28 protein-coding genes and 1 pseudogene are annotated in these 26,625 nt (G+C 71.9%); 12 read left to right on the forward strand and 17 right to left on the reverse strand.

All coding sequences use genetic code 11. The annotated features are described in order from the left end of the window. Positions 1-155: 155 nt before the first annotated feature. A complete protein-coding gene (locus ACFTXQ_RS30025) occupies positions 156-866 on the reverse strand; it encodes a uridine kinase (RefSeq protein WP_382646733.1) in 711 nt (236 codons plus the stop codon). A gap of 87 nt (positions 867-953) precedes the next feature. Here ACFTXQ_RS30025 and ACFTXQ_RS30030 point away from each other — a divergent pair, with 87 nt between their 5' ends. After that, complete coding sequence (locus ACFTXQ_RS30030; protein ID WP_382646619.1) at positions 954-1,310, forward strand: hypothetical protein; 357 nt, start codon at positions 954-956, stop codon at positions 1,308-1,310. 82 nt (positions 1,311-1,392) lie between these two features. Here ACFTXQ_RS30030 and ACFTXQ_RS30035 read toward each other — a convergent pair whose 3' ends face one another. From ACFTXQ_RS30035 to deoC, 3 genes are read right to left on the reverse strand one after another with little or no spacing between them, the layout of a single operon-like run. Continuing rightward, positions 1,393-2,292 (reverse strand): aldehyde dehydrogenase family protein, encoded by a 900-nt coding sequence (locus tag ACFTXQ_RS30035; protein ID WP_382646622.1) that lies wholly within the window; start codon positions 2,290-2,292, stop codon positions 1,393-1,395. Further along, the gene (locus ACFTXQ_RS30040; protein ID WP_382646625.1) at positions 2,285-3,721 is read right to left on the reverse strand and encodes an aldehyde dehydrogenase family protein; all 1,437 of its coding nucleotides are present in this window, start codon (positions 3,719-3,721) and stop codon (positions 2,285-2,287) included. Before ACFTXQ_RS30040 ends, ACFTXQ_RS30035 begins: the two co-directional genes overlap by 8 nt. A 5-nt stretch (positions 3,722-3,726) precedes the next feature. Further along, positions 3,727-4,689, reverse strand: a complete 963-nt coding sequence (gene deoC, locus ACFTXQ_RS30045) for a deoxyribose-phosphate aldolase (protein ID WP_382646736.1) — start codon at positions 4,687-4,689, stop codon at positions 3,727-3,729. Positions 4,690-4,932: 243 nt separating this feature from the next. On the opposite strand from deoC, the gene ACFTXQ_RS30050 reads away from it, so the two are divergent. The 3 genes from ACFTXQ_RS30050 to ACFTXQ_RS30060 all read left to right on the forward strand — a co-directional run bounded on the left by ACFTXQ_RS30050 (position 4,933) and on the right by ACFTXQ_RS30060 (position 7,285). After that, the gene (locus ACFTXQ_RS30050; RefSeq protein ID WP_382646628.1) at positions 4,933-5,913 is read left to right on the forward strand and encodes a hypothetical protein; all 981 of its coding nucleotides are present in this window, start codon (positions 4,933-4,935) and stop codon (positions 5,911-5,913) included. A 75-nt stretch (positions 5,914-5,988) separates the two neighbouring features. Continuing rightward, entirely contained in the window at positions 5,989-6,603 is a 615-nt protein-coding gene (locus ACFTXQ_RS30055) for a class F sortase (RefSeq protein WP_382646631.1), read from the forward strand. A 25-nt stretch (positions 6,604-6,628) separates the two neighbouring features. Next, positions 6,629-7,285: a PH domain-containing protein gene (locus tag ACFTXQ_RS30060; protein ID WP_382646634.1), complete on the forward strand. Its 657-nt coding sequence runs from the start codon at positions 6,629-6,631 to the stop codon at positions 7,283-7,285. A gap of 48 nt (positions 7,286-7,333) precedes the next feature. On the opposite strand, the pseudogene ACFTXQ_RS30065 reads toward ACFTXQ_RS30060, so the two are convergent. Continuing rightward, positions 7,334-8,686: pseudogene (locus tag ACFTXQ_RS30065) on the reverse strand (calcium-binding protein); the annotation flags it as partial. Between ACFTXQ_RS30065 and ACFTXQ_RS30070 the strand changes: the two are divergent. Together ACFTXQ_RS30070 and ACFTXQ_RS30075 are read left to right on the forward strand one after the other, a co-directional pair. Beyond that, positions 8,600-9,184: a VanZ family protein gene (locus ACFTXQ_RS30070; RefSeq protein WP_382646637.1), complete on the forward strand. Its 585-nt coding sequence runs from the start codon at positions 8,600-8,602 to the stop codon at positions 9,182-9,184. The pseudogene ACFTXQ_RS30065 and the gene ACFTXQ_RS30070 sit on opposite strands and share 87 nt — an antisense overlap. A 45-nt stretch (positions 9,185-9,229) precedes the next feature. Continuing rightward, positions 9,230-9,430: a PspC domain-containing protein gene (locus ACFTXQ_RS30075; RefSeq protein ID WP_382646640.1), complete on the forward strand. Its 201-nt coding sequence runs from the start codon at positions 9,230-9,232 to the stop codon at positions 9,428-9,430. Between the two features lie 22 nt (positions 9,431-9,452). Here ACFTXQ_RS30075 and ACFTXQ_RS30080 read toward each other — a convergent pair whose 3' ends face one another. The 3 genes from ACFTXQ_RS30080 to ACFTXQ_RS30090 all read right to left on the reverse strand — a co-directional run bounded on the left by ACFTXQ_RS30080 (position 9,453) and on the right by ACFTXQ_RS30090 (position 11,902). After that, complete coding sequence (locus tag ACFTXQ_RS30080; RefSeq protein WP_382646643.1) at positions 9,453-10,217, reverse strand: hypothetical protein; 765 nt, start codon at positions 10,215-10,217, stop codon at positions 9,453-9,455. Positions 10,218-10,353: 136 nt separating this feature from the next. Beyond that, positions 10,354-10,614, reverse strand: a complete 261-nt coding sequence (locus ACFTXQ_RS30085; protein ID WP_382646646.1) for a hypothetical protein — start codon at positions 10,612-10,614, stop codon at positions 10,354-10,356. 139 nt (positions 10,615-10,753) lie between these two features. Continuing rightward, positions 10,754-11,902, reverse strand: coding sequence for an adenosine deaminase (locus ACFTXQ_RS30090; RefSeq protein WP_382646649.1), 1,149 nt, complete (start codon positions 11,900-11,902; stop codon positions 10,754-10,756). 113 nt (positions 11,903-12,015) lie between these two features. On the opposite strand from ACFTXQ_RS30090, the gene ACFTXQ_RS30095 reads away from it, so the two are divergent. Next, positions 12,016-12,750 carry an alpha/beta hydrolase gene (locus ACFTXQ_RS30095; protein ID WP_382646652.1) on the forward strand — a complete coding sequence of 245 codons (735 nt, stop codon included), beginning with the start codon at positions 12,016-12,018 and terminating at the stop codon, positions 12,748-12,750. Between the two features lie 75 nt (positions 12,751-12,825). Further along, positions 12,826-13,194 carry a cupin domain-containing protein gene (locus ACFTXQ_RS30100; RefSeq protein ID WP_382646655.1) on the forward strand — a complete coding sequence of 123 codons (369 nt, stop codon included), beginning with the start codon at positions 12,826-12,828 and terminating at the stop codon, positions 13,192-13,194. Here ACFTXQ_RS30100 and ACFTXQ_RS30105 read toward each other — a convergent pair. Beyond that, entirely contained in the window at positions 13,170-14,474 is a 1,305-nt protein-coding gene (locus tag ACFTXQ_RS30105) for an ATP-grasp domain-containing protein (RefSeq protein ID WP_382646658.1), read from the reverse strand. The two genes, ACFTXQ_RS30100 and ACFTXQ_RS30105, sit on opposite strands and share 25 nt — an antisense overlap. A 137-nt stretch (positions 14,475-14,611) precedes the next feature. On the opposite strand from ACFTXQ_RS30105, the gene ACFTXQ_RS30110 reads away from it, so the two are divergent. Then, complete coding sequence (locus tag ACFTXQ_RS30110; protein WP_382646661.1) at positions 14,612-15,628, forward strand: LuxR C-terminal-related transcriptional regulator; 1,017 nt, start codon at positions 14,612-14,614, stop codon at positions 15,626-15,628. 24 nt (positions 15,629-15,652) lie between these two features. Here ACFTXQ_RS30110 and ACFTXQ_RS30115 read toward each other — a convergent pair whose 3' ends face one another. Beyond that, the gene (locus ACFTXQ_RS30115) at positions 15,653-16,591 is read right to left on the reverse strand and encodes a LysR family transcriptional regulator (protein ID WP_382646664.1); all 939 of its coding nucleotides are present in this window, start codon (positions 16,589-16,591) and stop codon (positions 15,653-15,655) included. A 98-nt stretch (positions 16,592-16,689) separates the two neighbouring features. Here ACFTXQ_RS30115 and ACFTXQ_RS30120 point away from each other — a divergent pair, with 98 nt between their 5' ends. From ACFTXQ_RS30120 to ACFTXQ_RS30130, 3 genes are all read left to right on the forward strand, one after another. After that, complete coding sequence (locus ACFTXQ_RS30120) at positions 16,690-17,973, forward strand: MFS transporter (RefSeq protein ID WP_382646667.1); 1,284 nt, start codon at positions 16,690-16,692, stop codon at positions 17,971-17,973. 114 nt (positions 17,974-18,087) lie between these two features. Next, entirely contained in the window at positions 18,088-18,801 is a 714-nt protein-coding gene (locus tag ACFTXQ_RS30125) for a L,D-transpeptidase family protein (protein ID WP_382646670.1), read from the forward strand. 95 nt (positions 18,802-18,896) lie between these two features. Next, complete coding sequence (locus ACFTXQ_RS30130) at positions 18,897-19,895, forward strand: sigma-70 family RNA polymerase sigma factor (protein WP_382646672.1); 999 nt, start codon at positions 18,897-18,899, stop codon at positions 19,893-19,895. Here the strand turns inward: ACFTXQ_RS30130 and ACFTXQ_RS30135 are convergent. The 7 genes from ACFTXQ_RS30135 to ACFTXQ_RS30165 form a co-directional block, all read right to left on the reverse strand. Beyond that, positions 19,791-20,126, reverse strand: a complete 336-nt coding sequence (locus ACFTXQ_RS30135) for a hypothetical protein (RefSeq protein WP_382646675.1) — start codon at positions 20,124-20,126, stop codon at positions 19,791-19,793. The two genes, ACFTXQ_RS30130 and ACFTXQ_RS30135, sit on opposite strands and share 105 nt — an antisense overlap. 50 nt (positions 20,127-20,176) lie before the next feature. After that, positions 20,177-20,767: a Uma2 family endonuclease gene (locus tag ACFTXQ_RS30140; protein ID WP_382646677.1), complete on the reverse strand. Its 591-nt coding sequence runs from the start codon at positions 20,765-20,767 to the stop codon at positions 20,177-20,179. 96 nt (positions 20,768-20,863) lie between these two features. Further along, entirely contained in the window at positions 20,864-22,141 is a 1,278-nt protein-coding gene (locus tag ACFTXQ_RS30145; protein ID WP_382646680.1) for a thymidine phosphorylase, read from the reverse strand. A gap of 101 nt (positions 22,142-22,242) precedes the next feature. Beyond that, complete coding sequence (locus ACFTXQ_RS30150; protein WP_382646683.1) at positions 22,243-22,641, reverse strand: cytidine deaminase; 399 nt, start codon at positions 22,639-22,641, stop codon at positions 22,243-22,245. Then, positions 22,638-23,903, reverse strand: a complete 1,266-nt coding sequence (locus ACFTXQ_RS30155) for an ABC transporter permease (RefSeq protein WP_382646685.1) — start codon at positions 23,901-23,903, stop codon at positions 22,638-22,640. Before ACFTXQ_RS30155 ends, ACFTXQ_RS30150 begins: the two co-directional genes overlap by 4 nt. Beyond that, positions 23,900-25,015 carry an ABC transporter permease gene (locus ACFTXQ_RS30160; RefSeq protein ID WP_382646687.1) on the reverse strand — a complete coding sequence of 372 codons (1,116 nt, stop codon included), beginning with the start codon at positions 25,013-25,015 and terminating at the stop codon, positions 23,900-23,902. The genes ACFTXQ_RS30155 and ACFTXQ_RS30160 overlap by 4 nt, the downstream gene beginning before the upstream one ends. Beyond that, positions 25,012-26,607, reverse strand: a complete 1,596-nt coding sequence (locus tag ACFTXQ_RS30165; RefSeq protein ID WP_382646739.1) for an ABC transporter ATP-binding protein — start codon at positions 26,605-26,607, stop codon at positions 25,012-25,014. Before ACFTXQ_RS30165 ends, ACFTXQ_RS30160 begins: the two co-directional genes overlap by 4 nt. Positions 26,608-26,625: the final 18 nt, after the last annotated feature.

Here is a 26,625-nt window from a genome sequence, read left to right on the forward strand (position 1 = left end):
CCCCGTACGTGCGCTCCGCGCCCGTGCCCTCAAACGCCGGGCGGGCTGGATTTGCGCAGCAAATCCCAGCCCCGCCGGCGTTTGAGGCGCGGGGTCCGGGGCGGAGCCCCGGCAACGGCGCCGCACGGAGATGGTGGCGTCGGCAAGCCGGGCGGCTATGCGGCCGGGGCTGCGGCTCGGTGGCGGCCCGCTGCGGCGGCGGCCAGGCGGCCCAACGCCTCGTCCCGGCCGCAGGCGTGGGCGCCCAGCGCGATGTGGCGGGCCACGATGCCCCGCTCGGCGCGCATCAGCCGCCAGCCCCTGCGCAGCAGGAAGGGGACGGACTTGCGGCCCTCCCGCAGGTCACGGGCCAGCCGGCGCCGGAAGGTGGTGGACGGCCGCCCCCGCAGGCAGATCGCATCGGCGAGCAGCCCCAGCTCCTGGCACCGCGCCGCGATGTCGGCGGCGAAGATGCCCTCGGCGATGAACAGCGGTGTCCGCGGCGACCGCGCGATGTCCAGCACCTCGGCTCCCGTACGCGCGCTCGTCGCGATGTCGTAGACCGGGACGTCCGTACGGCCGGACGCGCACAGCTCCACGATCGCGGCCACCGCCGCCTCCGCGTCCCAGGACAGCGGCGAGTCCCAGTCGATGTCGGAGCTGCCGTCGACCAGCGGGAGGGTGGGGTCGTCGCCCTCCTTGTAGAAGTCGTCGAGGCGCAGCACGGGCAGCCCGGAGCGGGCGGCCAGTACGGATTTTCCGGAGCCCGACGGACCGGTCAGGAGGACGACACGGGTCGGCGAAGGAGAGGAACAGCTCACGGGACACCAGTGTGGGGCATTACCCCGCGTAGGGGATCCTCCCGGTGCAGGGTTGGTATCCAGGATCACATCTCCACTACGCTGCGTGCGCGCACGACTACGACCGACTACGACCGAGTACGTCCGTACGACGACCCACAGGGCGGGAAACCCATGGCACGCCACTCAGCAGCAGCCCCCTCCGCAAGCAGCCGGCTCCGCAGCGCCGGGCTGACGGTTTCGATGGCCGGCGCGGCCCTGGCGATGGCGGCCGGGGGTGCGCAGGCCGGGGAGCTCGATGTTCCGGCGGCCCTGGCCGGGGTCACGGACCCGATCGCGAACCTGAAGGTGAACCCCCTCGCCCACACCGGCGTGGACCCCCTGGACAACGGCGTGGGAACCCAGGTGGCCGACTTCCCGGCCGTCAGCACCAAGGCGGTCACGGGGATCCTGACGCAGGGCCCGTCGGTCGGCGAACTGCCCGCCGCGGCCGCGTCCTCGCTGCTCGGGCCACTGCTGCCCAAGCAGTAGTACGGCCGGGAGGCACGGGAAGGCCCCGGCAGCGCGGGGGACGCTGCCGGGGCCGGTTCATGGGGCCTTCTCGTACGGGCTTCTAGTACGAGGAGCCGCCCGAGCCCAGCGAACCCGTCGGGTGCCAGACCGTCTTGGTCTCCAGGAAAGCCGTCATGCGGGAGGTTCCCGGGTCGGCGGTCCAGTCGTCCACAGGCTGTGGACGCAGGACGCGCTTGAGGTTGTCGGCCGCCGCGATCTCCAGCTCCTTGGCCAGCGCCGCGTCCGCGCCCGCCAGGTCGATCGCGTTGACGTCCTGGTGGGCCGCCAGGTGCGGGCCCATCTCCGCGGCCTTGCCGGAGAGGATGTTGACGACGCCGCCGGGCAGGTCGGAGGTGGCCAGCACCTCGCCCAGGGAGAGCGCGGGGAGCGGGGCCTTCTCCGAGGTGACCACGACCGCCGTGTTGCCGGTCGCGATGACCGGGGCGACCACGGAGATCAGGCCCAGGAAGGACGAGTCCTGGGGGGCGATGACCGTGACGACTCCGGTCGGCTCCGGGGTGGAGAGGTTGAAGAACGGGCCCGCGACCGGGTTGGCCCCGCCCACGACCTGGCCGATCTTGTCGGTCCAGCCCGCGTACCAGACCCAGCGGTCGATGGCCGCGTCCACGACCGCGCCGGCCTTGGACTTGGACAGGCCCTCGGCCTCGCCGACCTCGCGCACGAACTGGTCGCGGCGGCCCTCCAGCATCTCGGCGATGCGGTAGAGGACCTGCCCGCGGTTGTACGCGGTCGCGCCCGACCAGCCGCCGAAGGCCTTGCGGGCCGCGACGACCGCGTCACGCGCGTCCTTGCGGGAGGACAGCGGTGCGTTGGCCAGCCAGTTGCCCTTGGAGTCCTTCACCTCGTACACCCGGCCGCTCTCGGAGCGGGGGAACTTGCCCCCGACGTACAGCTTGTAGGTCTTGAAGACGTTCAGTCGGGTCGCAGAAGACTCAGACATCGAGGTAGCCCTCCAGGCCGTGGCGGCCGCCCTCGCGGCCGAAGCCCGACTCCTTGTAGCCGCCGAAGGGCGAGGTCGGGTCGAACTTGTTGAACGTGTTGGCCCAGACGACACCCGCGCGGAGCTTGTTGGCGACCGCGAGGATGCGGCTGCCCTTCTCCGTCCAGATGCCCGCGGACAGGCCGTACTGACTGTTGTTGGCTTTGGCGACGGCCTCGTCGGGCGTACGGAAGGTCAGCACGGACAGCACCGGGCCGAAGATCTCGTCGCGGGCGACGGTGTGCGCCTGGGTGACATTCGTGAAGAGCGTCGGGGCGAACCAGTAGCCGGCGGACGGCAGCTCGCACGCGGGAGACCAGCGCTCGGCGCCCTCGGCCTCGCCGGTGTCCGCGAGCGCGGTGATCCGGGCGAGCTGCTCGGCGGAGTTGATCGCGCCGATGTCGGTGTTCTTGTCGAGCGGGTCGCCGAGGCGCAGGGTCGACAGGCGGCGCTTGAGGCTGTCGAGCAGCTCGTCGTGGATCGACTCCTGGACCAGCAGGCGCGAGCCCGCGCAGCAGACCTGGCCCTGGTTGAAGAAGATGCCGTTCACGATGCCCTCGACGGCCTGGTCGACGGGGGCGTCGTCGAAGACGATGTTGGCGCCCTTGCCGCCCAGCTCCAGGGTGACCTTCTTGTCGGTGCCGGCGACGTGGCGGGCGATCTTCTTGCCCACGGCCGTCGAGCCGGTGAAGGCGACCTTGTTGACGTCCGGGTGCTCGACGAGGGCCGCGCCCGCGTCGCCGTAGCCGGTGAGGATGTTGACGACGCCCTTGGGCAGGCTCGCCTGGCGGCAGATGTCCGCGAAGAACAGCGCCGACAGCGGCGTGGTCTCGGCGGGCTTCAGGACGACCGTGTTGCCGGTGGCGAGCGCCGGGGCGATCTTCCACGCGAGCATGAGGAGCGGGAAGTTCCACGGGATGACCTGGCCGGCCACGCCCAGCGGGCGCGGGTTCGGGCCGTAGCCGGCGTGGTCGAGCTTGTCGGCCCAGCCCGCGTAGTAGAAGAAGTGCGCGGCGACCAGCGGGAGGTCCGCGTCGCGGGTCTCCTTGATCGGCTTGCCGTTGTCCAGGGTCTCCAGGACGGCCAGCTCGCGGCTGCGCTCCTGGATGATCCGGGCGATGCGGAAGAGGTACTTGGCGCGCTCGGAGCCCGGCAGCGCGGACCACGACGCGAAGGCCTTGCGGGCGGCCTTGACGGCGCGGTCCACGTCGGCGGCGCCCGCCTGGGCGACCTCGGCCAGGACCTCTTCGCTGCTCGGCGAGACGGTCTTGAAGACCTTGCCGTCGGCGGCGTCGGTGAACTCGCCGTCGATGAAGAGCCCGTAGGAGGGGGCGATGTCGACGACCGAGCGGGACTCGGGAGCCGGTGCGTACTCGAATACAGATGCCATGGTGATCAGTCCACCGTCACGTAGTCGGGACCGGAGTAACGGCCGGTGCTCAGCTTCTGCCGCTGCATCAACAGGTCGTTGAGCAGGCTGGAGGCGCCGAAGCGGAACCAGTGGTTGCTCAGCCAGTCCTCGCCCACGGTCTCGTTGACCAGGACCAGGAACTTGATCGCGTCCTTGGTGGTGCGGATGCCGCCGGCCGGCTTCACACCGATCTGGATTCCAGTCTGCGCGCGGAAGTCGCGGACGGCCTCGAGCATCAGCAGGGTGTTCGCCGGGGTGGCGTTCACCCCGACCTTGCCGGTCGACGTCTTGATGAAGTCGGCGCCCGCGAGCATGCCGATCCAGGAGGCGCGGCGGATGTTGTCGTAGGTCGACAGCTCACCGGTCTCGAAGATGACCTTGAGGCGGGCCGCGGTGCCGTCGGGGCGGACGCAGGCCTCCTTGACGGCCTTGATCAGCTCGTACGTCTCCAGGTAGCGGCCGGCGAGGAAGGCGCCACGGTCGATGACCATGTCGATCTCGTCGGCGCCGGCGGCGACGGCGTCGGCGGTGTCCGCGAGCTTGACCGGCAGGGCGGCGCGGCCCGCGGGGAACGCGGTGGCGACGGAGGCGACCTTGACGTCGGCGCCGTTCAGCGCCGCCTTGGCGGTGGCCACCATGTCGGGGTACACGCAGACGGCGGCCGTCATCGGGGTGCTGCGGTCGGTCGGATCGGGGTTGACGGCCTTGGCGGAGAGCGCCCGGACCTTGCCCGGGGTGTCCGCGCCTTCCAGCGTCGTCAGGTCGATCATCGAGATGGCCAGGTCGATGGCGTAGGCCTTGGCCGTCGTCTTGATCGAACGGGTGCCGAGGGAGGCCGCGCGGGCCTCCAGGCCGACAGGGTCGACGCCGGGCAGCCCGTGCAGGAAGCGGCGCAGCGCACTGTCGGACGTCGTCACGTCAGCGAATGCGGTGAGGGTGGTGGGCATGGTCACCACATGAGCATATCTACGCGCGTAGCGACCTGTCACCCCCTCCCCCGTATCCATTCGGAATCGGACATCCCGTTTGCTGTTACGCGGCCATGACAGGACCAAGATCGTCCACCCGCACAGGCTCCGTAGATTCTCCTTCAGCAGCCCGCCACACCTGACCCGGTGAACCAGACCGACCAGACTCAACGCGGCATGCGACTCTCCTCCACTCTCCTCACCCACGCTTCAGGAGTCGTTATGCGTACCGCCCTCGCCCTCCGCACCTCGCTCGTCACCGCCGTCGTCGCCGGTGCGCTCCTCGCGCCCGCCGCGGGTGCAGCGTTCGCCGCCGCCCCGCAGACCGCCGCGACCGGGTACGGAACCGTCTCGACGGGCAAGGCGGTCACCGTGAAGATCGGCAACAACCTGGTCGCGATCATGACGAACTCCGCGTCGGAAGGCCCGCGCGTCGAGATCCGCGTCACGGACAAGGACGGCAAGGTCGGCGGCCAGATCACCCAGGCCCCGCTGGACCGCACGCACACCAAGGAGGCGGTCCAGGGCACCGTCTTCGCCCTCACCAAGGCGGACTCCGCCACCCCGGTCCTCACGGTGACCACGTTCACGGAGAACGGCCCCGGCGAGACCAAGTCCTTCCCGCTGCCGGCGGGCGAGGCCACCGGTCCCGGCTCCTGCCTCTCCGAGATCAAGCAGGTGCAGGTGGGCGCCGGCATGATCGCCGACCTGACCATGTCCCCGAAGGGCCCGAAGGCCGTCGTGTACGGTTCCGCCCCCGAGGACAACTGGGCGCAGACGCTGGACCGCCTGCACCCCAAGGGCTCGGACGACTACTACCTGCGCATCGCGAACCCGAGCGGCGCCCAGCCCGTCCTGGAGTGGAAGACCCAGGGCGGTGACAACGTCCCCGTCCGGAAGGCCTCCTTCCCCGCGCTCCCCAAGGGCTGCACGCTCGAGTACAAGGTCACGGAGGAGCAGTCCGGGACGCCCGCGCCGAAGCCGTCGGCCACGGCGAGCGCCACCCCCACCGCCGCCCCGAAGCCGCAGACCGCCGGTCAGACCTCCGTCGTGCCCAAGGGCGGGGTCGCCGCCGGTGCCGAGATCGCCGCCGAGGACACCGACAACACCACCACCGTGGCGGCCGGGGCCGGTCTGATGGCCATCTTCGGTGCGCTCGGCGCCAGCGTGGTCCTGCGCCGCCGCCGCGCCACCCAGGGCTGATCCCCTCACATCTCGACCCGCGTCCGGCGGGCCACCTTCCCGGTGGCCCGCCGGAGCCCGTTCCCGGAGCACCCCATGGCCCACCGTGCCGCCCGCCCGCTGTTCGTCGCCGTACTCCTCGCCGCCGCTGTGACCGGCTGCGGTGCCTCCGCCACCACCGCCGGGACCCCGACCCCGGCCGCCCCGCCCGCCGTCACCCCGACGGCCGCCCCCGCCGCGACCGCGCCGGCCGCGCCGCTGCCCGCCTCCGCGCCCGTACGCGTACGGATCCCCGCGGCCGGGGTCGACGCCTCGCCGCTGCTGACGCTGGGGCTCGCGGCCGACGGCACGGTCGAGGTGCCCTCCGTCGCCGACGCGGAAAAGATCGGCTGGTACGGCAAGGGCGTCACCCCCGGCGAGACCGGCCCCGCCGTGCTGATCGGCCACTTCGACACCGTCCGCGGCCCGGCCGTCCTCAAGGACGTCTCCCGCGTCCACACCGGCGACGAGATCACGGTCTCCCGGGCGGACGGCAGCACCGCCGTCTTCCGCGTCCGCGAGCTGGAGCAGGTCGACAAGAAGCGGTTCCCCACCGACAAGGTCTACGGGGACACCGCCCGGCCGGAGCTGCGCGTCATCACCTGCGGGGGCGCCATCACCGACGGCCACCGGCCCGACAACATCATTCTGTACGCCGATCTCGTGGGGTGAGACGGCGTGGGGCACAATCGGCCCCATGAGCAGCCAGCAGCAGCCGACCCCCGACGAGCCGGTCTACCACGACCGGGTGTACCGCTCCTCCATGGGCGTGGCCGGCGGGATCGCGCTGCTCGCCCTGATCGCGTGGCTCTGCGGCGACGCCGTGGTGCGCGGCTCCGGCAACACCCCCTGGATCGCCCTCGCGATCGCGGTGTTCGCGGTCCCGCTGACGGTGGCCTTCACCCTCCGCCCGGCCGTCTTCGCCAACGACGACCGGCTGCGCGTTCGGAACCCGTTCCGGGTGATCGAGCTGCCCTGGGGGGCCGTGGACGCGGTGCGCGCCGGGTACTCGACGGAGGTGCTGGCCGAGGGCGGGAAGTACCAGCTCTGGTCCGTGCCGGTCTCGCTGCGCGAGCGGAAGAAGGCGAGCCGCGGGCAGCTCAGCCGCCGCGGCGGACTCACCGGCAGGGGCCTTTCCGCCCCGGAGCCGGACGGCGCCGCCACGCCGGCCGCACCGGCCGCGCCGCAGCGCGCCCGGGCGGACCAGGTCGTGGACGAGCTACGGGAACTGGCGGAGCGCGGTGCCTCGCGGCCCGGAGCCCAGGGCAGCGTACGGGTGCACTGGTCGTACGAGATCATCGTGCCGGTCCTGGCGGGCGCGCTGCTCCTGATCGTGCTGCTCGCCGTCAGCTGAGGCGGAGCCGGCGGCCACGGTCTCGCAGTTGAGCTCGACGTCGGTGCCGCCCTCGCCGTCGCAGTCGTCCGTGCCGGCGCCGCCGTTGAGGCTGTCGGCGGCGGGGCCGCCGCGGAGGAAGTCGTCGCCGGCGCCGCCGCTGAGGTGGTCGTTCCCGCCGGCGGCGCCGATCGATCCGCCCGCGAGGTCGCCCACGTTGTCGCCGATGATGTGGTCGTCGCCGCCGCGGCCGTCGATGATGTCGTTGCCCGCGGTGGCCCCGGTGGCGTCGTCGACTCCGCTGTCCCCGGCGAGGATGATCTCGCTCGCGGCGCCGCCGATGATCCGGTCGTTCCCCGAGCCGGTCGCCCGGCCCGAGTACGCGAGGTGGTCGCCCCAGGCGCCGAATCCGCCGTCGGCGCCCAGGTCGATGACGTCGTCTCCGCCGCTGCCCGTGGCGTTGCCGAGGATCGCGATGCTGTCGCCGGTCACGTCGCCGAACTCGCCCGGTCCCTCCAGCAGGATGTCGTCGGCGGCGCCCGAGGCGTCGTAGAAGCCGATCGAGTCGCCGACGAGGCCGTCGCTGTCCGCGCCGCCGTCCAGGCGGTCGCTCGCCGCGCCGGTGACGTAGTCGCCGCGGCTGTCGCCGGTCAGGACGTCGGTGCCGCCCCCTCCGAGCAGTACGTCGGACGAGGCGCCTTCGGCGATGCCCTGCAGGGCCCAGTGATCGCCGGTCAGGGTGTCGCCGTCGTCGCCGCCGGTGAGGATGTCGCGCCCGGTGGGGCCGGTCGCGTTCCCCGTCCACGCGATGTCGTCGCCGATCAGCGTGTCGTTGCCGGCGCCGCCGTCGACCCGGTCGTCGCCCGCGCCGCCGGCGATGTTGTCGTCGCCCGCGCCGCCGATGAGGGTGTCGCTGCCGCCCAGTCCGCAGATCAGGTCGTTGCCGCCACCTCCGTCGATGACGTCGTGACCAGGCGTGCCGATGATGACGTCGTCACCGGGTGTGCCCACCGTGGTCGTGGCTTCGGCGTTGAAGCAGGTCTGTGGCGCAGCGGCGGCCTCGGCCGCGCCGAGCCCGAACAGGGCCGCGACCAGGACCTGGGTGCTGACCGCGGCCACCGCCGTGCGGACGGCTCTTCGCTTTCCGAGCATGGCTGCTCTCCTTCCAGGGGCGTCGCGCTCACTGTGCGTGAGACCTGGGTGGTGCCGGGGCGGACTCGTCGCCGACTGCGGTGATTTCATCCGATCGGATTCTGATCGGATTCCTATCCGGCCTGCCGCAGAGCTGCTCCGACCGGCGGAACCAGCGCTACCGCGCGGTGCGTCCTCGCAGGTGTGCAGCGCAACGAGGCAGGCGGCAGCCCCGCCAACGCCATCCCTCTCCGGGCCCGGCTCCTGGCCGCCGCCCTGCTCGCCGCCCATCTCCTGATCGTCGGGTGGCTGACCCTGCGGCCCCTCGACGTCCCCTGGGCCGCCGCCGCCAACCTGACCCCGCTGGAGGGGATCAGAGCGCACCTCGGCCACGGGCCGCTGGAGGCCGCCCGGCGGCTCGGCGAGGGCGTGGCGCTCCTCGCTCCGCTCGGGATCCTGCTGCCGCTGGTCAGCGGGCGGCTCGCGCCGTCGCCGCTGTCCGCCTGGTCCTCGCTCGCCCGGACCGCCGCCGCGGGCGCGCTGGTCTCGGTGTGCATCGAGATGCTCCAGACCGCCGTTCCGGGCCAGGTCGTCGACGTGGACTCGGTGCTCCTGAACACCGTCGGGGTACTGCTCGCGCACGCGGCCGTCGTACCGGCGCTGCGCGCCCGTCTGCGACGGTCCCGCGCGGCCTCACAGACCGCTTATCAGGGGGCTACCCCGAGAATTACCAGGGTCGGGCTCGGCCCCTGGACCGAGGTTCTCTCGGCGGTGCCGCGGGAGTATTGAGGCATCGCGGGAAAGGGATCCCGCGATCTCGACGAAGGAGAAACCATGAGCGCCCTTGTCCGACCCCGTGACGGCCGATGGATCGGCGGAGTCTGTGCCGGTCTGGCGCGCCGCTTCGGGATTTCCGCCAACACGATGCGCGTCATCTTCGTCGTCTCGTGCCTGCTGCCCGGCCCGCAGTTCCTGGTCTACCTGGCGCTGTGGCTGCTCCTGCCGAACGAGAAGTCCGCCTCCACCGCCTGGTAGTGCTCGGGGGTGCCCGCCAGGGTCAGCCGGCCCGCTTGACCTTGTCGAGCTGCTTGTCGGCGACCTCCTGCGGCACCCGTGCCTTCTGCGCGCCGGACGCCACGTTGAGGGCCATCAGCCGCACGACGGTGTCGCCCTCGCGTACGACGACGAGGTGGACCTGCGCCGAGACGCCCTCGGCGGCCGCGACCGTGGTCCAGCTGACGCTCTCGTCGCCGGCCGTGCGGAAGTCGGCCGGCTGCACCTCGCGGTAGGTGCCGGTCTGCTTCTCGACCTTGGCGGAGAATCCCGTACCGCAGGCGGCGACGGCGGCCTTGAGCCGGGCGATGAGGGCCTTGGCGTCGCTCTCGGTGTAGGAGCTGACGGAGGCGGAGACGGCGAGTCCGACCTGCTTCTGGGAGCCGATGCCCCGGTTGACGGTCTCGTGTGCGGCCGGGTCCGGCTCGTCGCCCATGATGTCGGCCAGCGGCTGGCAGGCCTTCTTGTCGGCCTGCGGCTGGCCGTCCGGGGCGTTGGGGTTCTTGCCCTGGGCGGAGATCTGGTAGCCGGCCAGGTCGCCCTGTTCCAGTGCGGACCGCTCCAGCCTGCTGCCGCCGGTCTTCGGCGCGGCCGATCCGGCGGGGGTGGTCGCCGCCGGGGCGCCGGGCGCGCCCGAGGCGTGGCCGGGGGAGCCCTTGGGGTCCGGTGCCTTGCCCTTCGCGGGGGCGTCCGTGCCGGCGCAGCCCACGGCCGCGAACAGCAGGACGGGGAGCAGCGCGACCGTCGTCGCTCGTGCCTTCATGCGCATGACCAATGACCTCATACCGAGTGCGTCGGCGGGCAGTTGGTGGTGATCGTGGCACACGGCGCGGCGGGGTACACACCTCCTCGAAGAGGCGTACGCCCGCCGCACGCGCGTACGTTTCACGGCAGGATCGGCAGGATCAGCCGCCGAGTCCGTTCAGGCTGTTGGTGAGCGGGTTCAGCAGGCCGGTGACCTGGGAGGTGGGGTCGCTCGACTGCTGACCGTCCTCGGCGCCCATGTGCTGCTGGCTGGTCGCACCCTGGAGCAGGCCCGTGGCCGTGCCCAGCGTGTCGGTGAGGCCGACGGCCGGAACGGCGGCCGAGGCGGTACCGGCGGCGGCAACGGCGAAGGCGGCACCGATTGCGGCGGCACCGAGGGTCTTGGCAGCTGACTTCTTCATGAAAACGTGTCCTTGCGACGGGGAATTGAGCGGCTCCGCAAACTAGTCACTTCAAACCCCCGCCCGCAAACATCGGTAAATATGAGAAAGCGCCCGGGAATTGCTCCTCCCGGGCGCTTTCAGTACGTCAAGCCATGACCTAAGCCGAGACGGAACCGCTGGTGGAAGCGGTCTGCTGGAACAGCCACTCCGACTTCAGCTCCGCATAACCGGGCTTGATCACTTCATTGATCATGGCCAGTCGTTCATCGAAAGGAATGAACGCGGACTTCATCGCATTGACGGTGAACCACTGCATGTCGTCGAGCGAGTAGCCGAAGGTGTCGACCAGGTGCTCGAACTCCCGGCTCATGCTCGTGCCGCTCATCAGGCGGTTGTCGGTGTTGACCGTGAGCCTGAAGTGCAGCTTCCGCAGCAGACCGATGGGGTGGTCGGCGTACGAGGTGGCCGCGGCGGTCTGCAGGTTCGAGGTCGGGCACATCTCCAGGGGGATGCGCTTGTCCCGGACGTAGGAGGCCAGGCGGCCCAGCGTCACGGAGCCGTCCTCGGCGACCTCGATGTCGTCGATGATCCGCACGCCGTGACCGAGGCGGTCGGCGCCGCACCACTGCAGGGCCTGCCAGATCGACGGCAGACCGAAGGCCTCGCCCGCGTGGATGGTGAAGTGGTTGTTCTCGCGCTTGAGGTACTCGAAGGCGTCGAGGTGGCGGGTGGGGGGGAACCCGGCCTCGGCGCCGGCGATGTCGAAGCCGACGACGCCGTTGTCGCGGTAGCGGTTGGCCAGCTCGGCGATCTCCAGCGCGCGGGCGGCGTGACGCATGGCGGTCAGCAGGGCGCCGACGCGGATGCGGTGGCCGTTGGCCCGCGCGCGGCGCTCGCCCTCGCGGAAGCCCTCGTTCACGGCCTCGACGACCTCTTCGAGGGTCAGGCCGGCTTCGAGGTGCTGCTCGGGCGCGTAGCGGATCTCGGCGTAGACGACGCCGTCCTCGGCCAGGTCCTCGGCGCACTCGGCGGCGACCCGGAACAGGGCGGCCTTCGTCTGCATGACCGCGCAGGTGTGCGCGAAGGTCTCCAGGTAGCGCGGGAGGGAGCCGGAGTCGGCGGCTTCGCGGAACCAGATGCCGAGCTTGTCGGCATCGGTCTCGGGGAGGTTCTCGTACCCGACCTCGCGGGCCAGCTCGATGATGGTCCCGGGGCGCAGCCCCCCGTCGAGGTGATCGTGCAGGAGCACCTTCGGGGAGCGGCGGATCTGATCCGGGGTCGGCAGGTTGGGGGTCTCGCTCGTCATCTGGGCACTCTAGCTCCTACGCGCGTAGAGCGGGTGCCGACGGCGTGCGCCGATATGTAACAGAGACCGCACGGACCGGTGGCGTACACCTCGGAGTCTGAGACTGTTCCGCCATGGCACATCATGCGCCGCCGGCGCGCGGGGTCCGCCTGGGGCGGGCGGCCGGCGCGAACGGCTCGGATTCGACGGACAGACCGGTCAACGGGGTGGTGCTCCTGCTCCCCGGGGCGTCCAGGTTCTCCCCCGGTCCGGTGCGCCCGCTCGCGCGGGCGCTGGCCCGGGCGGGCGGGGCGGAAGGGCTGGTCGCGCACACCCTGGTCCACGGCGGGGGCGCCTCCCGGGAGGACGAGGCGGGCTGGGCCGCGGACGAGGCGGTGCGGCGGTACGGGGACGTACCGGTGTGCCTGGCCGGCTACGACGCCGGGGCCGTCGCCGCGCTGCGGGCGGCGGGTCACGAGGCCGTCAACTCGGTCCTGGCGCTCGCCCCTTGTTTAGGGGAAACGGCCACCGCCACGGATTCGCCGGAACCGGTGAAACAGCTGTCGGGCCGTCAGGTGCTGATCGTCCACGGTACGAACGACGCGCGCAGCGACCCGGAGGGATCGTTCCGGCTGGCGGCGCGGGCGAAGAAGGCGAACCGTTCGACCTGCCGGTTCGAGGTCCACTCGGACGGGCACGCGCTGCGCGAGCACCAGGCGGAAGTCGTGGCCCTGTCCGTGGACTTCGTCCTCGGCGCGGTGTTCTCGGGGCGGTACTCGCGCCCGGTGACGGACGCGCTCGCCGCTCCCCCGCCGCTGGGTCTGCGGATGCCGCTGGCCTCCGGCTTCGGGCGGTCGCTGCGGAGGTGAGGCGCGGGGTCCGCGCGTACCGTGGGGAGTGGACTCGGGGCGGCTCGGGGTGCCATTCCTCCGGAGGCGATGGGTATGGGCATCGTGCGCAGGAGCTTCGACCAGGCCGACGAAACGCGTCCGTTCACGGACGGCAAGGGCCGGCTGGACCTGATCCAGGCGGAAGGCGGCCCTGTCGGCCGCGCGGTCTTCGAGCCGGGCTGGAAGTGGTCGGAGAACATCAAGCCGCTGGCCGGTACGGACAGCTGCCAGTCCGCGCACACGGGATACGTGGTGAGCGGCCGGATGCACGTCGTCATGGACTCCGGGGAGGAAGACGACTACGGACCCGGCGACTTCATGCAGGTCACACCGGGACACGACGCGTGGGTCGTGGGCGACGAGCCGTGCGTGGCCGTCGACTGGACCGGCTTCGGCGACTACGCGAAGGCCGCCGGCGGCTGACGGTCGCGGGGACCCGGCTCCTGCCCGGGCCCGCCGCCGCGCGGGCCGCCGGGGTGGTGCGCGCCGTGCGCGGGTAGCGCCGCACGCCCGAGCGTGAGGACCGCACGGTCGAGGGTGCGTGCGAGGGCGCCCGCCGTGGGGGCGGTCGCGAGGACGTACGCGTGGTGCAGTGCGCCCGTCGGCGGGCGGCGGACGGTCGCGCCGCGCGGGATCTCCAGCCGCACCCCGGCCACGCCCGGGACGGCCCACGCGGCGGCCAGGCCCTGGCGCAGGCCGTCGACGCGGTGGCCGGGCGGGAAGTCCACGTACCGCACGCCGGCGTACGCGGCGCGCGGGCTGATCACCGGGTCGGGCAGGCCCAGCCCGGCGGCGAGCGCGAGGCCGAGGACGTCGGTGCCGTGGGCGGCCCGCAGCAGCCGGCTGAACTCCTCGCCGCCGGGGCGGGCGTGGGCCTCGACGAGGCGCGGCCCGTGCGGGGTGAGGATGACCTCGGTGTGGGAGGGGCCGTCGTGGTGCCCGGCGAGGTCGAGGACCCCGCGCACGAGGGCCCGTACGGCCTGCGCGGTCCCGGGATCGAGGGGCACGGGGAGGTCGTGGCCGGTGGCGGTCAGCCGGGGGCCGGTGAGGCGGCGGGTCCAGCCGAGGATGCGGTGGCGGCCCGCGCGCGAGAGGGCCTCGACGGTGAGCTCCGGCCCTTCCAGGTACTCCTCGACGAGGAGGTCGGTGACCTCGGGGTAGCCGCGGGCGGCGGCGCGCGCCTCGGCTTCGTCGCGGACGAGGCGGACCCCTTCGCCGTCGGTGCCCGCGCGGGGCTTGATGACGCACGGGTATCCGATGAGGGTGGTGATGAACGGGAGCGTCGCGGCGCGGCCGCAGCGCGCGAAGGACACGGGGCGGGCGGGGTGCAGGGTGTTGGAGCGGGCGCGCAGGGCGGCCTTGTCCATGAGGGCGGTCACGGCCGAGGTGGGGGTGCCGGACAGGCCCAGTTCCTCGTTGGCGCGGGCGGCCGCGAGGGCACCGGGGGCGGTGAAGCCGAAGACGGCGGCGCGGCCGTGCCGTACGGCTTCCATCCGGCCGATCGCCCCGACCAGCAGCCGGTGGTCGCGCCAGTCCGTCCGTACCCGCCGCTCCGCCCCCTCACGGTCGGATGGCACCGATGGATCCGGCGCGACCACCACGGTGCGCGCGCCCGCGCGGCGGGCGGCCGCCACCACGGCGGGCCGCGGGCTCAGCAGGACGGCCACGGGCCCCCGCCCCGTACCGGGCGTTCGCTCCTGCATACCGCGCTCCCCCCTCACGCCGTGCAGTCACTGTGCCTCTTCGGCATATGCCGAAAGCCCCCGGCCACGCGTCGTCTTGCCGCCTTGCGGGAACACGAGGGGTTTATAAACGGATGCAATCCGGGACCAATACGCATATGCCAGCCGAAGAAGCCGGAGAACTGAGCCCTGCGGCCCGGCGCCTCTACGCCTACGCGGTCGAGCGGCACGCCTTTGACGCGGGAGAGGCCACCGAGGCCCTGGGCGTGCGCGCGGCCGCCGCGATCACCGAGCTGGCCGCCGCACACCTGCTCCAGCGGGCGCCGGACGGGGCGCCGGACCGGTGGAGCGCGGTGGCCCCCCGGGCGGCGGCGGCCCGGGCGCTGGCCCCGCTGGCCCTGCTCGTACGGGAGACCCACGACGAGATGGACCGGCTGCGGGGGCGGCTGGAGGAGCTGGTGCCGGCCTACGAGGCGGGGACGGCGCACCGGGACCTGAGCGGGGCGGGGCGCCTGGAACTGGTCACCGACCTGGGCGCGGTGCGGGCCCTGATCGCGGAGCTGGTCGCGGCGTGCGAGAGGGAGCTGCTGACCTCGCAGCCGGGCGGCGGGCGGCCGCTGGAGACGCTGGAGGAGTCGATCGGGCGGGACGAGCAGCTGCTCACGCGGGGGGTGCGGATGCGGACGATCTACCAGCACACGGCGCGGTACTCGCGGCCGACGGCCGCGTACGTCGAGCGGGTGACGGCGCTGGGCGCGCAGGTGCGGACGCTGGGCGACGGGCTGATGCGGATGCTGGTCTTCGACGGGCACACGGGGCTGATGGCGGTGCCGGACCGGAGCGGGGCGGCGCTGGTGGTGCGGGAGCCGAACGTCGTGCACTTCATGACGTCGGCGTTCGAGCGGTCGTGGGTGGGGGCGGAGCCGTTTCCGGTGACGGTGAGTCCGGAGGCGGCGCGGTCGATCTCGGAGGAGTTGCGGCAGACCATCGTGCGGTTGCTGGCGGAGGGGCTGGAGGACAAGGTGATCGCCCGGCGGCTGGGGATGTCGGAGCGGACGTGTCAGCGGCACATCGCGGAGATCATGCGGGCCGTGGGGGCCAAGTCCCGCTTCCAGGCGGGGTACTTGCTGGCCCCCGGCCCGGGCCGGTCCCCGGCTCCGCCGGACACCCCCTAGGCCCGGACCTCGCGCGGGGTCCGGTCAGGCGGGCGGCTCCAGGTCGGGGATCAGGCGGCCCCTGCGGGAGAGGAGGAAGCGTTTGAACTCCGCCACCGGCGGGGTGTCGGGGTGGCCGTCCAGCCAGGCGACGCCGATCTCGCGGACGGCCCGGGGGGCGGTGACCGTCAGCTCGACCACGCCGGGGCGGGCCACGGCCGGGGGCGGCAGGAGGGCCACGCCGAGGCCGGCGGCGACGAGTCCGCGCAGGGTCTCGGCCTCCTCGCCCTCGAAGGCGACGCGCGGGGTGAACCCGGCCTCCGCGCACAGGTCGTCGGTGATGCGGCGCAGGCCGTAGCCCGCTTCCAGGGTGACGAAGGTTTCCTCGGCGGCCTCGGCGAGGCGGATCCGCTTGCGGCCGGCGAGGCGGTGGTCGTCGGGGACGACGAGGCGCAGGCGCTGTTCGTCGAGGCGGCGGGCGACGAGGTCGGGGGCGTCGGGGAGCGGCGAGGTGAGGCAGAGGTCGAGTTCGCCGGCCCGGAGCTTCTCCAGCATGGCCTCGCCGTAGTTCTGGACGAGCGAGAACCGTACGCGCGGATGGTCGGCGCGGAAGGCGCGGATGAGGCCGGGTACCGTCTCGGGGCCCAGGGTGTGCAGGAAGCCGAAGGCGACCTTGCCGAAGGCCGGATCGGCGTCCTGCTGGACGGATTCGGCGGCGCGGGCGATCCCGTCGAGGGCCTGTTCGGCGGAGGCGAGGAAGGTGCGGCCCGCCGTGGTGAGGGCGACCGTACGGCCCTTGCGGGCGAACAGCGTGACGCCCAGGTCCTGTTCGAGGCGGACCATCGCCCGCGAGAGGGTGGACTGCGGAACGCCCAGCTCGTGCGCGGCGCGCGTGACGTGCTCGTGCCGGGCGACGGCCGCGAAGTACGCGAGGCGCGGCGCCAGCAGACGTGTCAAGGAGACGTCTTCTTCGTAACGGTTCATTGACAGGCACCGTCCTGAGCTGTGCTGATGCGTGAGTGGATCGATTATCGCGAATCCGTGCATTGGACGCATCAAACGGACGGGCCTACCTTCGGGGTATGCCTCCCGCTCATACCGGGGCACCCGTCATCCCGGGTGCCTCCACCCCGTCGTTCCCCCGGCCCGAACCGCACTCCCCCGGCCGCCCCGGTTACCGCCGGATGAGCCTCGCGCTCTTCGCCGCCGGACTCGCGACGTTCGCGCTCCTCTACTCCACCCAGGCGCTGCTGCCCGCGATCTCCGACGGCTTCGGGGTGACGGCGGGTCAGGCCAGCTGGACGGTGTCCGCGGCCACCGGCGCGCTCGCCCTGTTCGTCCTGCCGCTCAGCGCGCTGTCCGAGCGGTTCGGGCGCACCCGGATGATGACCTGGTCGATGGCGGTGGCCGTCGGCGTCGGCCTGCTGGTGCCCTTCGCGCCGAGCCTGGAGTGGCTGGTGGCGCTGCGCGCCGTGCAGGGCGCGGCGATCGCCGGGATCCCGGCCTCCGCGATGGCGTACCTGGCGGAGGAGGTCAAGCCGAAGGCGCTGGTCGGTGCGATCGGCCTGTTCGTGGCGGGGAACTCCATCGGCGGCATGAGCGGCCGCCTCGTCACCGGCTGGGCGGCCCAGGCCTGGGGCTGGCGCGGCGGGCTCGCCGCGGTCGGCGCGATGGCGCTGGCCTGCGCGGTGGCCTTCCTGGTGCTGCTGCCCCGGGCCCGGTTCTTCCGGCCCGCGTCGCTGAACCCGCGCGCGGTGGGCCGTACGGTCGCCGGGCACCTGCGCGATCCGCTGCTGCTGCGGCTGTACGGGATCGGCGCGCTGTTCATGACCGTCTTCGGCGCGGTGTACACGGTGATCGGCTACCGCCTCGTCGACGAGCCGTTCTCGCTCGGGCAGGGCGTCATCGGGTCGATCTTCCTGATCTACCTGGTCGGGACGGTCTCCTCGGCGGCCGCCGGGCAGCTGGTGGCCCGGACGGGCCGGCGCGGTGCGCTGTACCTGGCGGTGACGACGACGGCGCTGGGGCTGCTGCTCTCGCTGGCCGACTCGCTGGCGGCGGTCCTGGCGGGGCTGGTCCTGATCACGGCCGGCTTCTTCGCGGGCCACGCGGTGGCCTCCTCGGCGGTGAGCCGTACGGCGAAGACGGGCCGGGCGCAGGCCTCCGCCCTCTACCAGTCGGCGTACTACCTGGGCTCCAGCGCGGGCGGCACCCTGGGCGCCCTCGCCTACCACTCCGCGGGGTGGGCGGCCACGGTGGGCATCGCGCTGCTGGCGGTGCTCGGCGTCGTCTCGATCACGCTGTACGGGACCCACGCGGCCCGCGCGGAGCGCCGGATCCCGACGGTGGCGGGCGCGGCGCGCTGACGCGCACCGATTCGTACAGGCGCTCGCCGGGAAAATACGCCTCCCCCGCACGCAACTCGGGTTTGTTTTCCGGGCATTCACTACGGAGGACGTGGTGCGAGCCGGGGAGGGCACATGGGAACGCGGACGGTGCGGGGGCGCGCGGGGCGGCGGGCCGCGGTGGTCCTGGGCGGGGCGGCGGCGCTGGTGCTGTCACTGCCGGCCGGGGGCGGCGCCACGGCGAGCGCCGCCTCCTGCAACCTCACCACCGGGCCCTACCAGCGGCAGGTGGAACAGTTCCTGGGCCGTCCGGCGGACGGGGTGCAGTCGGCGGCCGACTGCACGGCCATCAGGTCCTTCCAGGCGACCCACGGCATCACCCCGACCCAGGGGTACGCGGGGCCGCTCACGTGGCAGACGATGAGCACGATGCTGGCCCAGCGGGCGGCCGGCACCACCCCCAACCGGGCCGGGAACTGCCCGGTGGACCGGGGGCGGATCGCCTGCGTCGACCTGACGCGGCAGCTGAGCTGGATCCAGGACGGCTCCGTCCTGAAGTACGGCCCCGTCCCCGTCCGCACCGGCAAGGACGGCACGGAGACCCGGACCGGCCTGAAGAAGATCTACTACCGCAGCATCGACCACTGGTCGACGCTCTACGACGTGGCGATGCCGTACGCGCAGTTCTTCGACGGCGGGATCGCCTTCCACTCGACCACCAAGAGCATGTGGAACCCGCCCGGTTCGGGCGGCTGCGTGAACATGCGCCCGTCCGACGCCAAGGCGTACTGGAACATGCTGGGCAACGGCGAGGACGTCTACGTGTACGGCCGCAAGCCGGGCACGTAGGGCGACCGCACGGTCCGGTCCGGTGCTTCCGGCTGCCGTTGTCGGACCCTTCCGGTAGTTTCCGAAGGACCGGAACTACTGGGGGAACGACAGCCATGAGTGACCTCGCGACCACACCGACGGACCTGGATTCCGCGCTGGAGCGCTACCGCGTCGAACTGACCGGCTACTGCTACCGGATGCTCGGCTCCTCCTTCGACGCCGAGGACGCGGTGCAGGACACGTACGTCCGTGCCTGGCGCAGCTTCGAGAAGTTCGAGGGCCGCTCCTCGCTGCGGTCGTGGCTGTACCGGATCGCCACCAACGTGTGCCTGGACCTGCTGAACGCGGGCAACAAGCGGGCCCGCCCGATGGACCTGACCGCCCCGCAGCACCAGGCCTCGGCCGTGCTGAACGAGCGGCCGGAGGTGACCTGGCTGGAGCCTGTCCCGGACGGCCGGGTGCTGCCGCAGACCGCCGACCCGGCGGAGATGGCACTGGCCAAGGAGTCCGTCCGGCTCGCCTTCGTCGCGGCGCTCCAGCACCTGCCGGCCAAGCAGCGGGCGGTGCTCATCCTGCGCGAGGTGCTGGCGTGGAAGGCCGATGAGGTGGCGCAGCTGCTGGACACCACGGTGGCTTCGGTGAACAGCGCCCTCCAGCGGGCGCGGGCCACGCTGGCCGGCAGCCGGATCCGCGAGAGCGAGGCCGCCGACCCGCTGGACGAGGACCAGGCGAAGCTGCTGGAGCAGTACCTGTCGGCCTTCGAGGCGTACGACATCACGCGGCTCACCACGCTCCTGCACGAGGACGCGGTGCTGTCGATGCCGCCGTTCGACCTGTGGCTCCAGGGCCACGCCGACATCGCGGCCTGGCACCTGAACCAGGGCATCGGCTGCAAGGGCTCGCGCCTGGTCCCGACGACGGCGAACGGCATGCCGGCCTTCGGCCAGTACCGCCCGGCGGCCTCCGGCTCGGGCCACGTCCCGTGGGCGCTCCAGGTACTGGAGATCTCAGAGGGCAGGATCGTCGGCCTCAACGCCTTCCTGGACACCGCCCGCTGGTTCCCCCTGTTCGGCCTCCCCGAGCAGCTCGACGAGTCCTACGAGGCCCAGTAGCCCGCACAGCGCGGGGCCGGCGCCGCTCACCCGCAGCGGCCGCCCCCGGGCGGCGAGCCGCAGCCGGGCCAGCACCTCGACGGTGCCGAGGCCCGGCGCGGTGACGGCCCGCGTATCGCACTCCACCGCGCGGGCCCCCTCGTCGTACAGCCGGGCCAGGCGCGCGCACAGCAGCGCCGCGTCCTGGGCGGTCGGTCCGGGTCCGGGCAGCACGAGTCGGGCGATCTCCACGAGAGGGTGACTGCCCGGGCCGCCGGAACTCATCGGTGCCGGCGATCACGTCATGGTGTGGGGAACCCGGACGTGTCCAGGTCGAGGTCGAAGGGCGCGGGGAGGTGGAAGGTCTCCCCGAACTTGCCCGCCTGGAGTACGCGGTAGTGCCCGTTCTTCGGCTCGCCGTACAGCGTGATGGTGGGCCCGCCGGACGCGAAGGCATCGATGAGCAGATACAGCGGGATGGCTGCGGTTGCGTACCCCGCCAGCTTGGCGACGCGGTCGTTGACGGCGTTCGACTTGGAGGTGACCTCCACCGCCAGTTCCGCAACGGCGGCCGGGACGTAGTTGCCTTCCTCCAGGGCAGCCTCGTCGGGCACGACCACCAGGTCCGGGATGTAGAGGCCCACTCGGGACGGGACCGCCACATTGAGCGTCTGGTACACCTCACAGGCTTCGGGGAGCACCGGCAGCAGGGCCCGTTGGACCTTGACCGCGATGTAGTTGTGGTGGTTGACGGGCGGTGGCGCCACGGTGACGATCCCCTCGATGATCTCCACCTTGCAGCCCTCGGGCGCGTCCATCTCCTCCCAGAGACGGACAAGCTCCTCCCAGCTGTCGCCACCAAGTGGCCCATGCTGGACGGTGAGTGCGCTCATGGTGTGCTCCTCAATCGGTTCGTCACCGATCCCAGCATGCAGAACGGGACCGGCGCAGGTCCACCGGTCCCGTTCACCCGTATGGGAAGCCGCAGGTCAGGCGATGCGGTCCAGGACGATCGGCGTGGCGGTGAAGGACGTGCCCGCCGGGGCGATGTCGTGGGAGCCCTCCAGCGACGCCAGGGCGTACTCGAACTTCTCCGGGGTGTCCGTGTGCAGGGTCATCAGGGGCTGGCCGGCCGTGACCGTGTCGCCCGGCTTCGCGTGGAGCTCGATGCCCGCGCCCGCCTGCACCGGGTCCTCCTTGCGGGCGCGGCCCGCGCCCAGGCGCCAGGCGCCGACGCCCACCGCGTACGCGTCGAGGCGGGTCAGGACGCCCGAGGCCGAGGCGGTGACCACGTGCTGCTCGCGGGCGACCGGGAGGGTGGCGTCCGGGTCGCCGCCCTGGGCCGCGATCATGCGGCGCCAGTGGTCCATCGCCGAGCCGTCGGCCAGGGCCTTCGCCGGGTCGGCGTCCTTGATGCCGGCCGCGTCCAGCATTTCGCGCGCCAGCGCGATGGTCAGCTCGACGACGTCCGCCGGGCCGCCGCCGGCCAGGACCTCCACCGACTCGCGGACTTCGAGCGCGTTGCCCGCCGTCAGGCCGAGCGGGGTGGACATGTCGGTGAGCAGGGCGACCGTCTTGACCCCGCTGTCCGTGCCCAGGCCCACCATGGTGCGGGCCAGCTCGCGCGCGTCCTCGATGTTCTTCATGAAGGCGCCGCTACCGACCTTGACGTCCAGGACGAGCGAACCGGTGCCCTCGGCGATCTTCTTCGACATGATCGAGGAGGCGATCAGCGGGATGGCCTCGACCGTGCCCGTCACGTCACGCAGCGCGTAGAGCTTCTTGTCCGCCGGCGCCAGGCCGTCGCCCGCGGCGCAGATGACCGCGCCGGTGGTGTCCAGGACGTGCAGCATCTCCTCGTTGGACAGCAGCGCGCGCCAGCCGGGGATGGACTCCAGCTTGTCGAGGGTGCCGCCGGTGTGGCCGAGCCCGCGGCCCGACAGCTGCGGCACGGCCGCACCGCAGGCGGCGACGAGCGGGGCCAGCGGCAGCGTGATCTTGTCGCCGACGCCGCCGGTGGAGTGCTTGTCGGCGGTCGGGCGGGAGAGGGAGTCGAAGTTCATGCGCTCGCCGGAGGCGATCATCGCGGCGGTCCAGCGCGCGATCTCGGCGCGGTTCATGCCGTTGAGCAGGATGGCCATCGCCAGGGCCGACATCTGCTCGTCGGCGACGACGCCGCGGGTGTACGCGTCGATGACCCAGTCGATCTGCTCGGGGCTCAGCTCGCCGCGGTCCCGCTTGGTCCGGATGACGGAGATGACGTCCATGAGGTGCTTCCTTCTACGCGCATAGAGAGAGGGGTGGGGAGGAAGGTCGGGAGGAAGTGCGACGGCCCTCCGCCCGCAGGGGCGAAGGGCCGTCGGCACGGCTATCTCAGGTGGTCGGGACCGAAGGCCTGGGGCAGCATCGCCGAGAGCGGAAGGATCCCGTCCGGGGTCTCCACCAGCAGCTCCGGCCCGCCGAACTCGAACAGCAGCTGGCGGCACCGCCCGCACGGGACGAGGATCTCGCCCTTGCCGTCCACGCACGTGAAGTGCGTGAGCCGGCCGCCGCCCGTGGCCTGGAGCGAGGAGACCAGCCCGCACTCGGCGCACAGGCCCAGCCCGTAGCTCGCGTTCTCCACGTTGCAGCCGGTCACGACCCGGCCGTCGTCCACCAGCGCGGCGACGCCGACCGGGAAACCCGAGTAGGGCGCATACGCGTGGGACATGGCCTCGCGCGCCGCGACGCGCAGGGCCTCCCAGTCCACCGCGTGGGCCGAGGTCACTTGCCCTGGCCCTTGCGGTACGGCATGCCGTCCGCCTTGGGCATCCGCAGCCGCTGCGCGGACAGTGCGAGCACCAGCAGCGTGGTGACGTACGGCGCGGCGTCGACGAACTGGCTCGGGACGGCGTCGGTCAGGGCGTACCAGAGGAACAGGCCCGCCGCGCAGACCGCGGCGATGCCGGCCTGGACGTACTTCTTCTTGTACAGCTGCCAGGCGACGGCGACCACGAGCAGGATCGCGATGAGCAGGAGCATCGCGTGGACGTTCTCCGCGCCGCCGCGCAGGCGGAGGCTGTAGGTGAAGCCGAAGAGGCCCGAGCCGAGGGCCATGCCGCCCGGCATCCAGTTGCCGAAGATCATCGCGGCGAGGCCGATGTAGCCGCGGCCGCCGGTCTGGCCCTCCTGGTAGATGCCGGTGGAGACGATCGCGAGGAAGGCGCCGCCGAGGCCGGCCATCGCACCGGAGACGATCACGGCGATGTACTTGTACTTGTAGACGTTGACGCCGAGGGACTCGGCGGCGATCGGGTTCTCACCGCACGAGCGCAGGCGCAGGCCGAAGGCGGTCCGCCACAGCACCCACCACGTGGCCGGGACCAGCAGCACCGCCAGGACCGTCAGGAGCGACAGGTTGGTGACGAGGCCGCCGAGGACGCCGGCGATGTCGGAGATCAGGAACCAGTGCTTGCCCTGGAGCGTGCCCAGCCAGTCCGAAAGCCCCGGAACGGTGATCTCGGTGATCGGCTCGATGCGCGGGGACTGCTTCGAGGAGCCGCCCGGCGCCTTGTCGAAGGTGTAGTTCGACAGGTACTGGGTGAAGCCGATGGCCAGGATGTTGACCGCCACACCGGAGACGATGTGGTTGACGTTGAAGGTCACGGTGATGATCGCGTGCAGCAGGCCGCCGAGGGCGCCGCCGACGATGCCCATGACGACGCCGGTCCACGGACCCCACTGGTAGCCGGCCCAGGCACCGAACCAGGTGCCCAGGATCATCATGCCTTCGAGGCCGATGTTGACCACGCCCGCGCGCTCGGCCCACAGGCCGCCGAGGCCCGCGAGACCGATCGGCACGGCGAGCTGGAGGGCACCGGAGATCTGGCCGACGGAGGTCAGGTCGTCGGCACCGGAGATGACGCGGACCAGCGAGATCAGGGCGAGGCCGCCCGCGATGATCAGCAGGATCCAGGGAAGGGTGAGCTTGCGGCGGCCGCCGCCCTTCTTGGGCGCGGCGCTCGTCGCGGAAACGGTGCTGGTGCTCACGCCGCGACCTCCTTGTTGTCGGTCTTGAGGGCGTGGCCGGCGGCCAGCTCTTCGCCGACCTTCTGCTGCTGGCGGCGGATGCCGTAGCGGCGGACGAGCTCGTAGCTGACGACGACGGCGATCACGATCAGGCCCTGCATGATCGTGCCGATCTCCTGGGCGTAGCCGTTCTGGTCGAGACCGGCGGAGGTCTGCTTGATGAAGGCGAGCAGGAAGGCCGAGAAGAGGATGCCGACCGGGTTGTTGCGGCCGAGCAGCGCGACCGTGATGCCGGTGAAGCCGATGCCCAGCGGGAACGAGAGGTTGTACGTGTGGGACTCGCCGAGCAGCAGCGGCATGCCGGTCAGACCGGCGACCGCGCCCGAGATGAGCATCGCAGTCATGATCATCTTCTTGGGCTCGACGCCGGAGGCCTGCGCGGCGGACTCGCTGGCGCCGGAGGCGCGCAGGTCGAAGCCGAAGCGGGTCCGGTTCAGCACGAACCAGTAGACGATGCCGAGCGCGAAGGCCACGAAGGTGAAGCCGTAGATGTCGCCGCCCGGAAGGGACAGCGCCGGGAACCAGCCGGACTCCGGGATGTCACCGGTGGTCAGGTCGTTCGAGCCCGCCGGCTGGACACCGAAGTTCTTCGGCAGGATCAGCCAGGCGATCAGGGAGGTCGCGATGGCGTTGAGCATGATCGTGGAGACGACCTCGCTCACCCCGCGCCGGGCCTTGAGGATGCCCGCGATGCCGGACCAGAAGGCACCGGTCGCCATGGCGACGAGCACGATCAGCAGGATGTGCAGCGGACCGGGCAGCGAGACCGACGCGCCGACCACGGCCGAGACCATCGCCGCGAGGCGGTACTGGCCGTCGACGCCGATGTTGAAGAGGTTCATCCGGAAGCCGATGGCGACGGCCAGGGCTGCCAGGAAGTAGATGCCGGCCTGGTTGACGATCAGGACCTGGATGTCCTCGTAACCGGCCTGGTCGATCATGATGCGCAGCGGGTCGATCGGGTCGACGCCCGAAGCGGCCAGCACGATCATGGTCAGCACGAAGGCGCTGAGCAGTGCGAGTACGGGTCCGGCGGCCGCGAGGAGCAGCCGGTCCTTGTCGAATTTCTTCATCGGGCCTCGTCCTCCGTCGTGTCACCGTCGGCAGCGGCGGAAGGGTTGTCGTTGGCTTCCAGGTGTCCGCGGGCGGCACCGGTCATGGCGGTGCCGAGTTCCTCGGGCGTGATGGTCGCCGGGTCGGCGTCCGCGACCAGGCGGCCGCGGTAGATGACGCGCAGGGTGTCGGACAGGCCGATCAGCTCGTCCAGGTCGGCCGAGATCAGGAGCACGGCCAGGCCCTCGCGGCGGGCCTCGCGGATGGCGTCCCAGATCTGCGCCTGCGCGCCGACGTCCACACCACGGGTGGGGTGGGCGGCGATGAGGAACTTCGGGCTGTGGCTCATCTCGCGGCCGACGATCAGCTTCTGCTGGTTGCCGCCGGAGAGCGAGGCCGCGGTGACCTCGATACCGGGGGTGCGGACGTCGTACTCGCGCACGATCCGCTCGGTGTCCTTGCGGGCCGCCTTCGGGTCGAGGATGCCGCGCTTGGAGTTGGGCGCCTCGGTGACGTGGCCGAGGATGCGGTTCTCCCAGAGCGGGGACTCCAGCAGCAGGGCGTGGCGGTGGCGGTCCTCGGGGATGTAGCCGATGCCGCCCTCGCGGCGCTTGCGCGTCGGCGTGGTGGAGATGTCCTTGCCGTCCAGGGTGATGACGCCGCCGTCCGGGAGGCTCATGCCCATGAGGGCCTCGATGAGCTCCGTCTGGCCGTTGCCCTCCACACCGGCGATGCCGAGGACCTCGCCCTTGTGGATGGTGAAGTCGATGCCGGCGAGCACGTCGCGGACGACGCCGTCCGGGTCGGTCGCGCTCAGGCGCAGGTCCTGGACCTTGAGCATCGGAACGTCCGTGACCGTCGACTCGCGGGTCTCCGGGGTGGGCAGCTCGCTGCCGACCATCAGCTCGGCGAGCTGCTTGGTCGTCGCGGTCTTCGGGTCGGCGGTGCCGACCGTGGTGCCGCGGCGGATGACGGTGATGTCGTCGGCGACCTTCAGCACCTCGCCCAGCTTGTGCGAGATGAAGATGACGGTCAGGCCCTCGGCCTTGAGCTCGCGCAGGTTGTCGAAGAGCGCGTCCACTTCCTGCGGCACGAGCACCGCGGTGGGCTCGTCGAGGATGAGGGTGCGGGCGCCCCGGTAGAGGACCTTGAGGATCTCCACGCGCTGGCGGTCGGCGACGCCGAGGTCCTCGACCAGGGCGTCCGGGCGCACGCCGAGGCCGTAGGCGTCCGAGATCTCGCGGATCCGCTTGCGCGCCTTGGCACCGATGCCGTGGAGCTTCTCGCCGCCGAGGACGACGTTCTCCAGGACGGTGAGGTTGTCGGCGAGCATGAAGTGCTGGTGCACCATGCCGATGCCGCGGGCGATCGCCTCGCCGGGGTTGGCGAAGGTGACCTGTTCCCCGTCGATGGCGATGGTGCCCTCGTCCGGCTTCTGCATGCCGTAGAGGATCTTCATCAGGGTCGACTTGCCGGCACCGTTCTCACCGATGAGGGCGTGGACCGTGCCCTTGCGGACGGTGATGGCGATGTCCTTGTTGGCGACGACGCCGGGGAAACGCTTGGTGATGCCGTGCAGTTCGACTGCTGGGGGCGGGCTGGACGCGTTGATGACGCACTCTCCTTGGCG

It is taken from the genome of Streptomyces sp. NPDC057010, assembly GCF_042673805.1.
GTDB lineage: Bacteria > Actinomycetota > Actinomycetes > Streptomycetales > Streptomycetaceae > Streptomyces.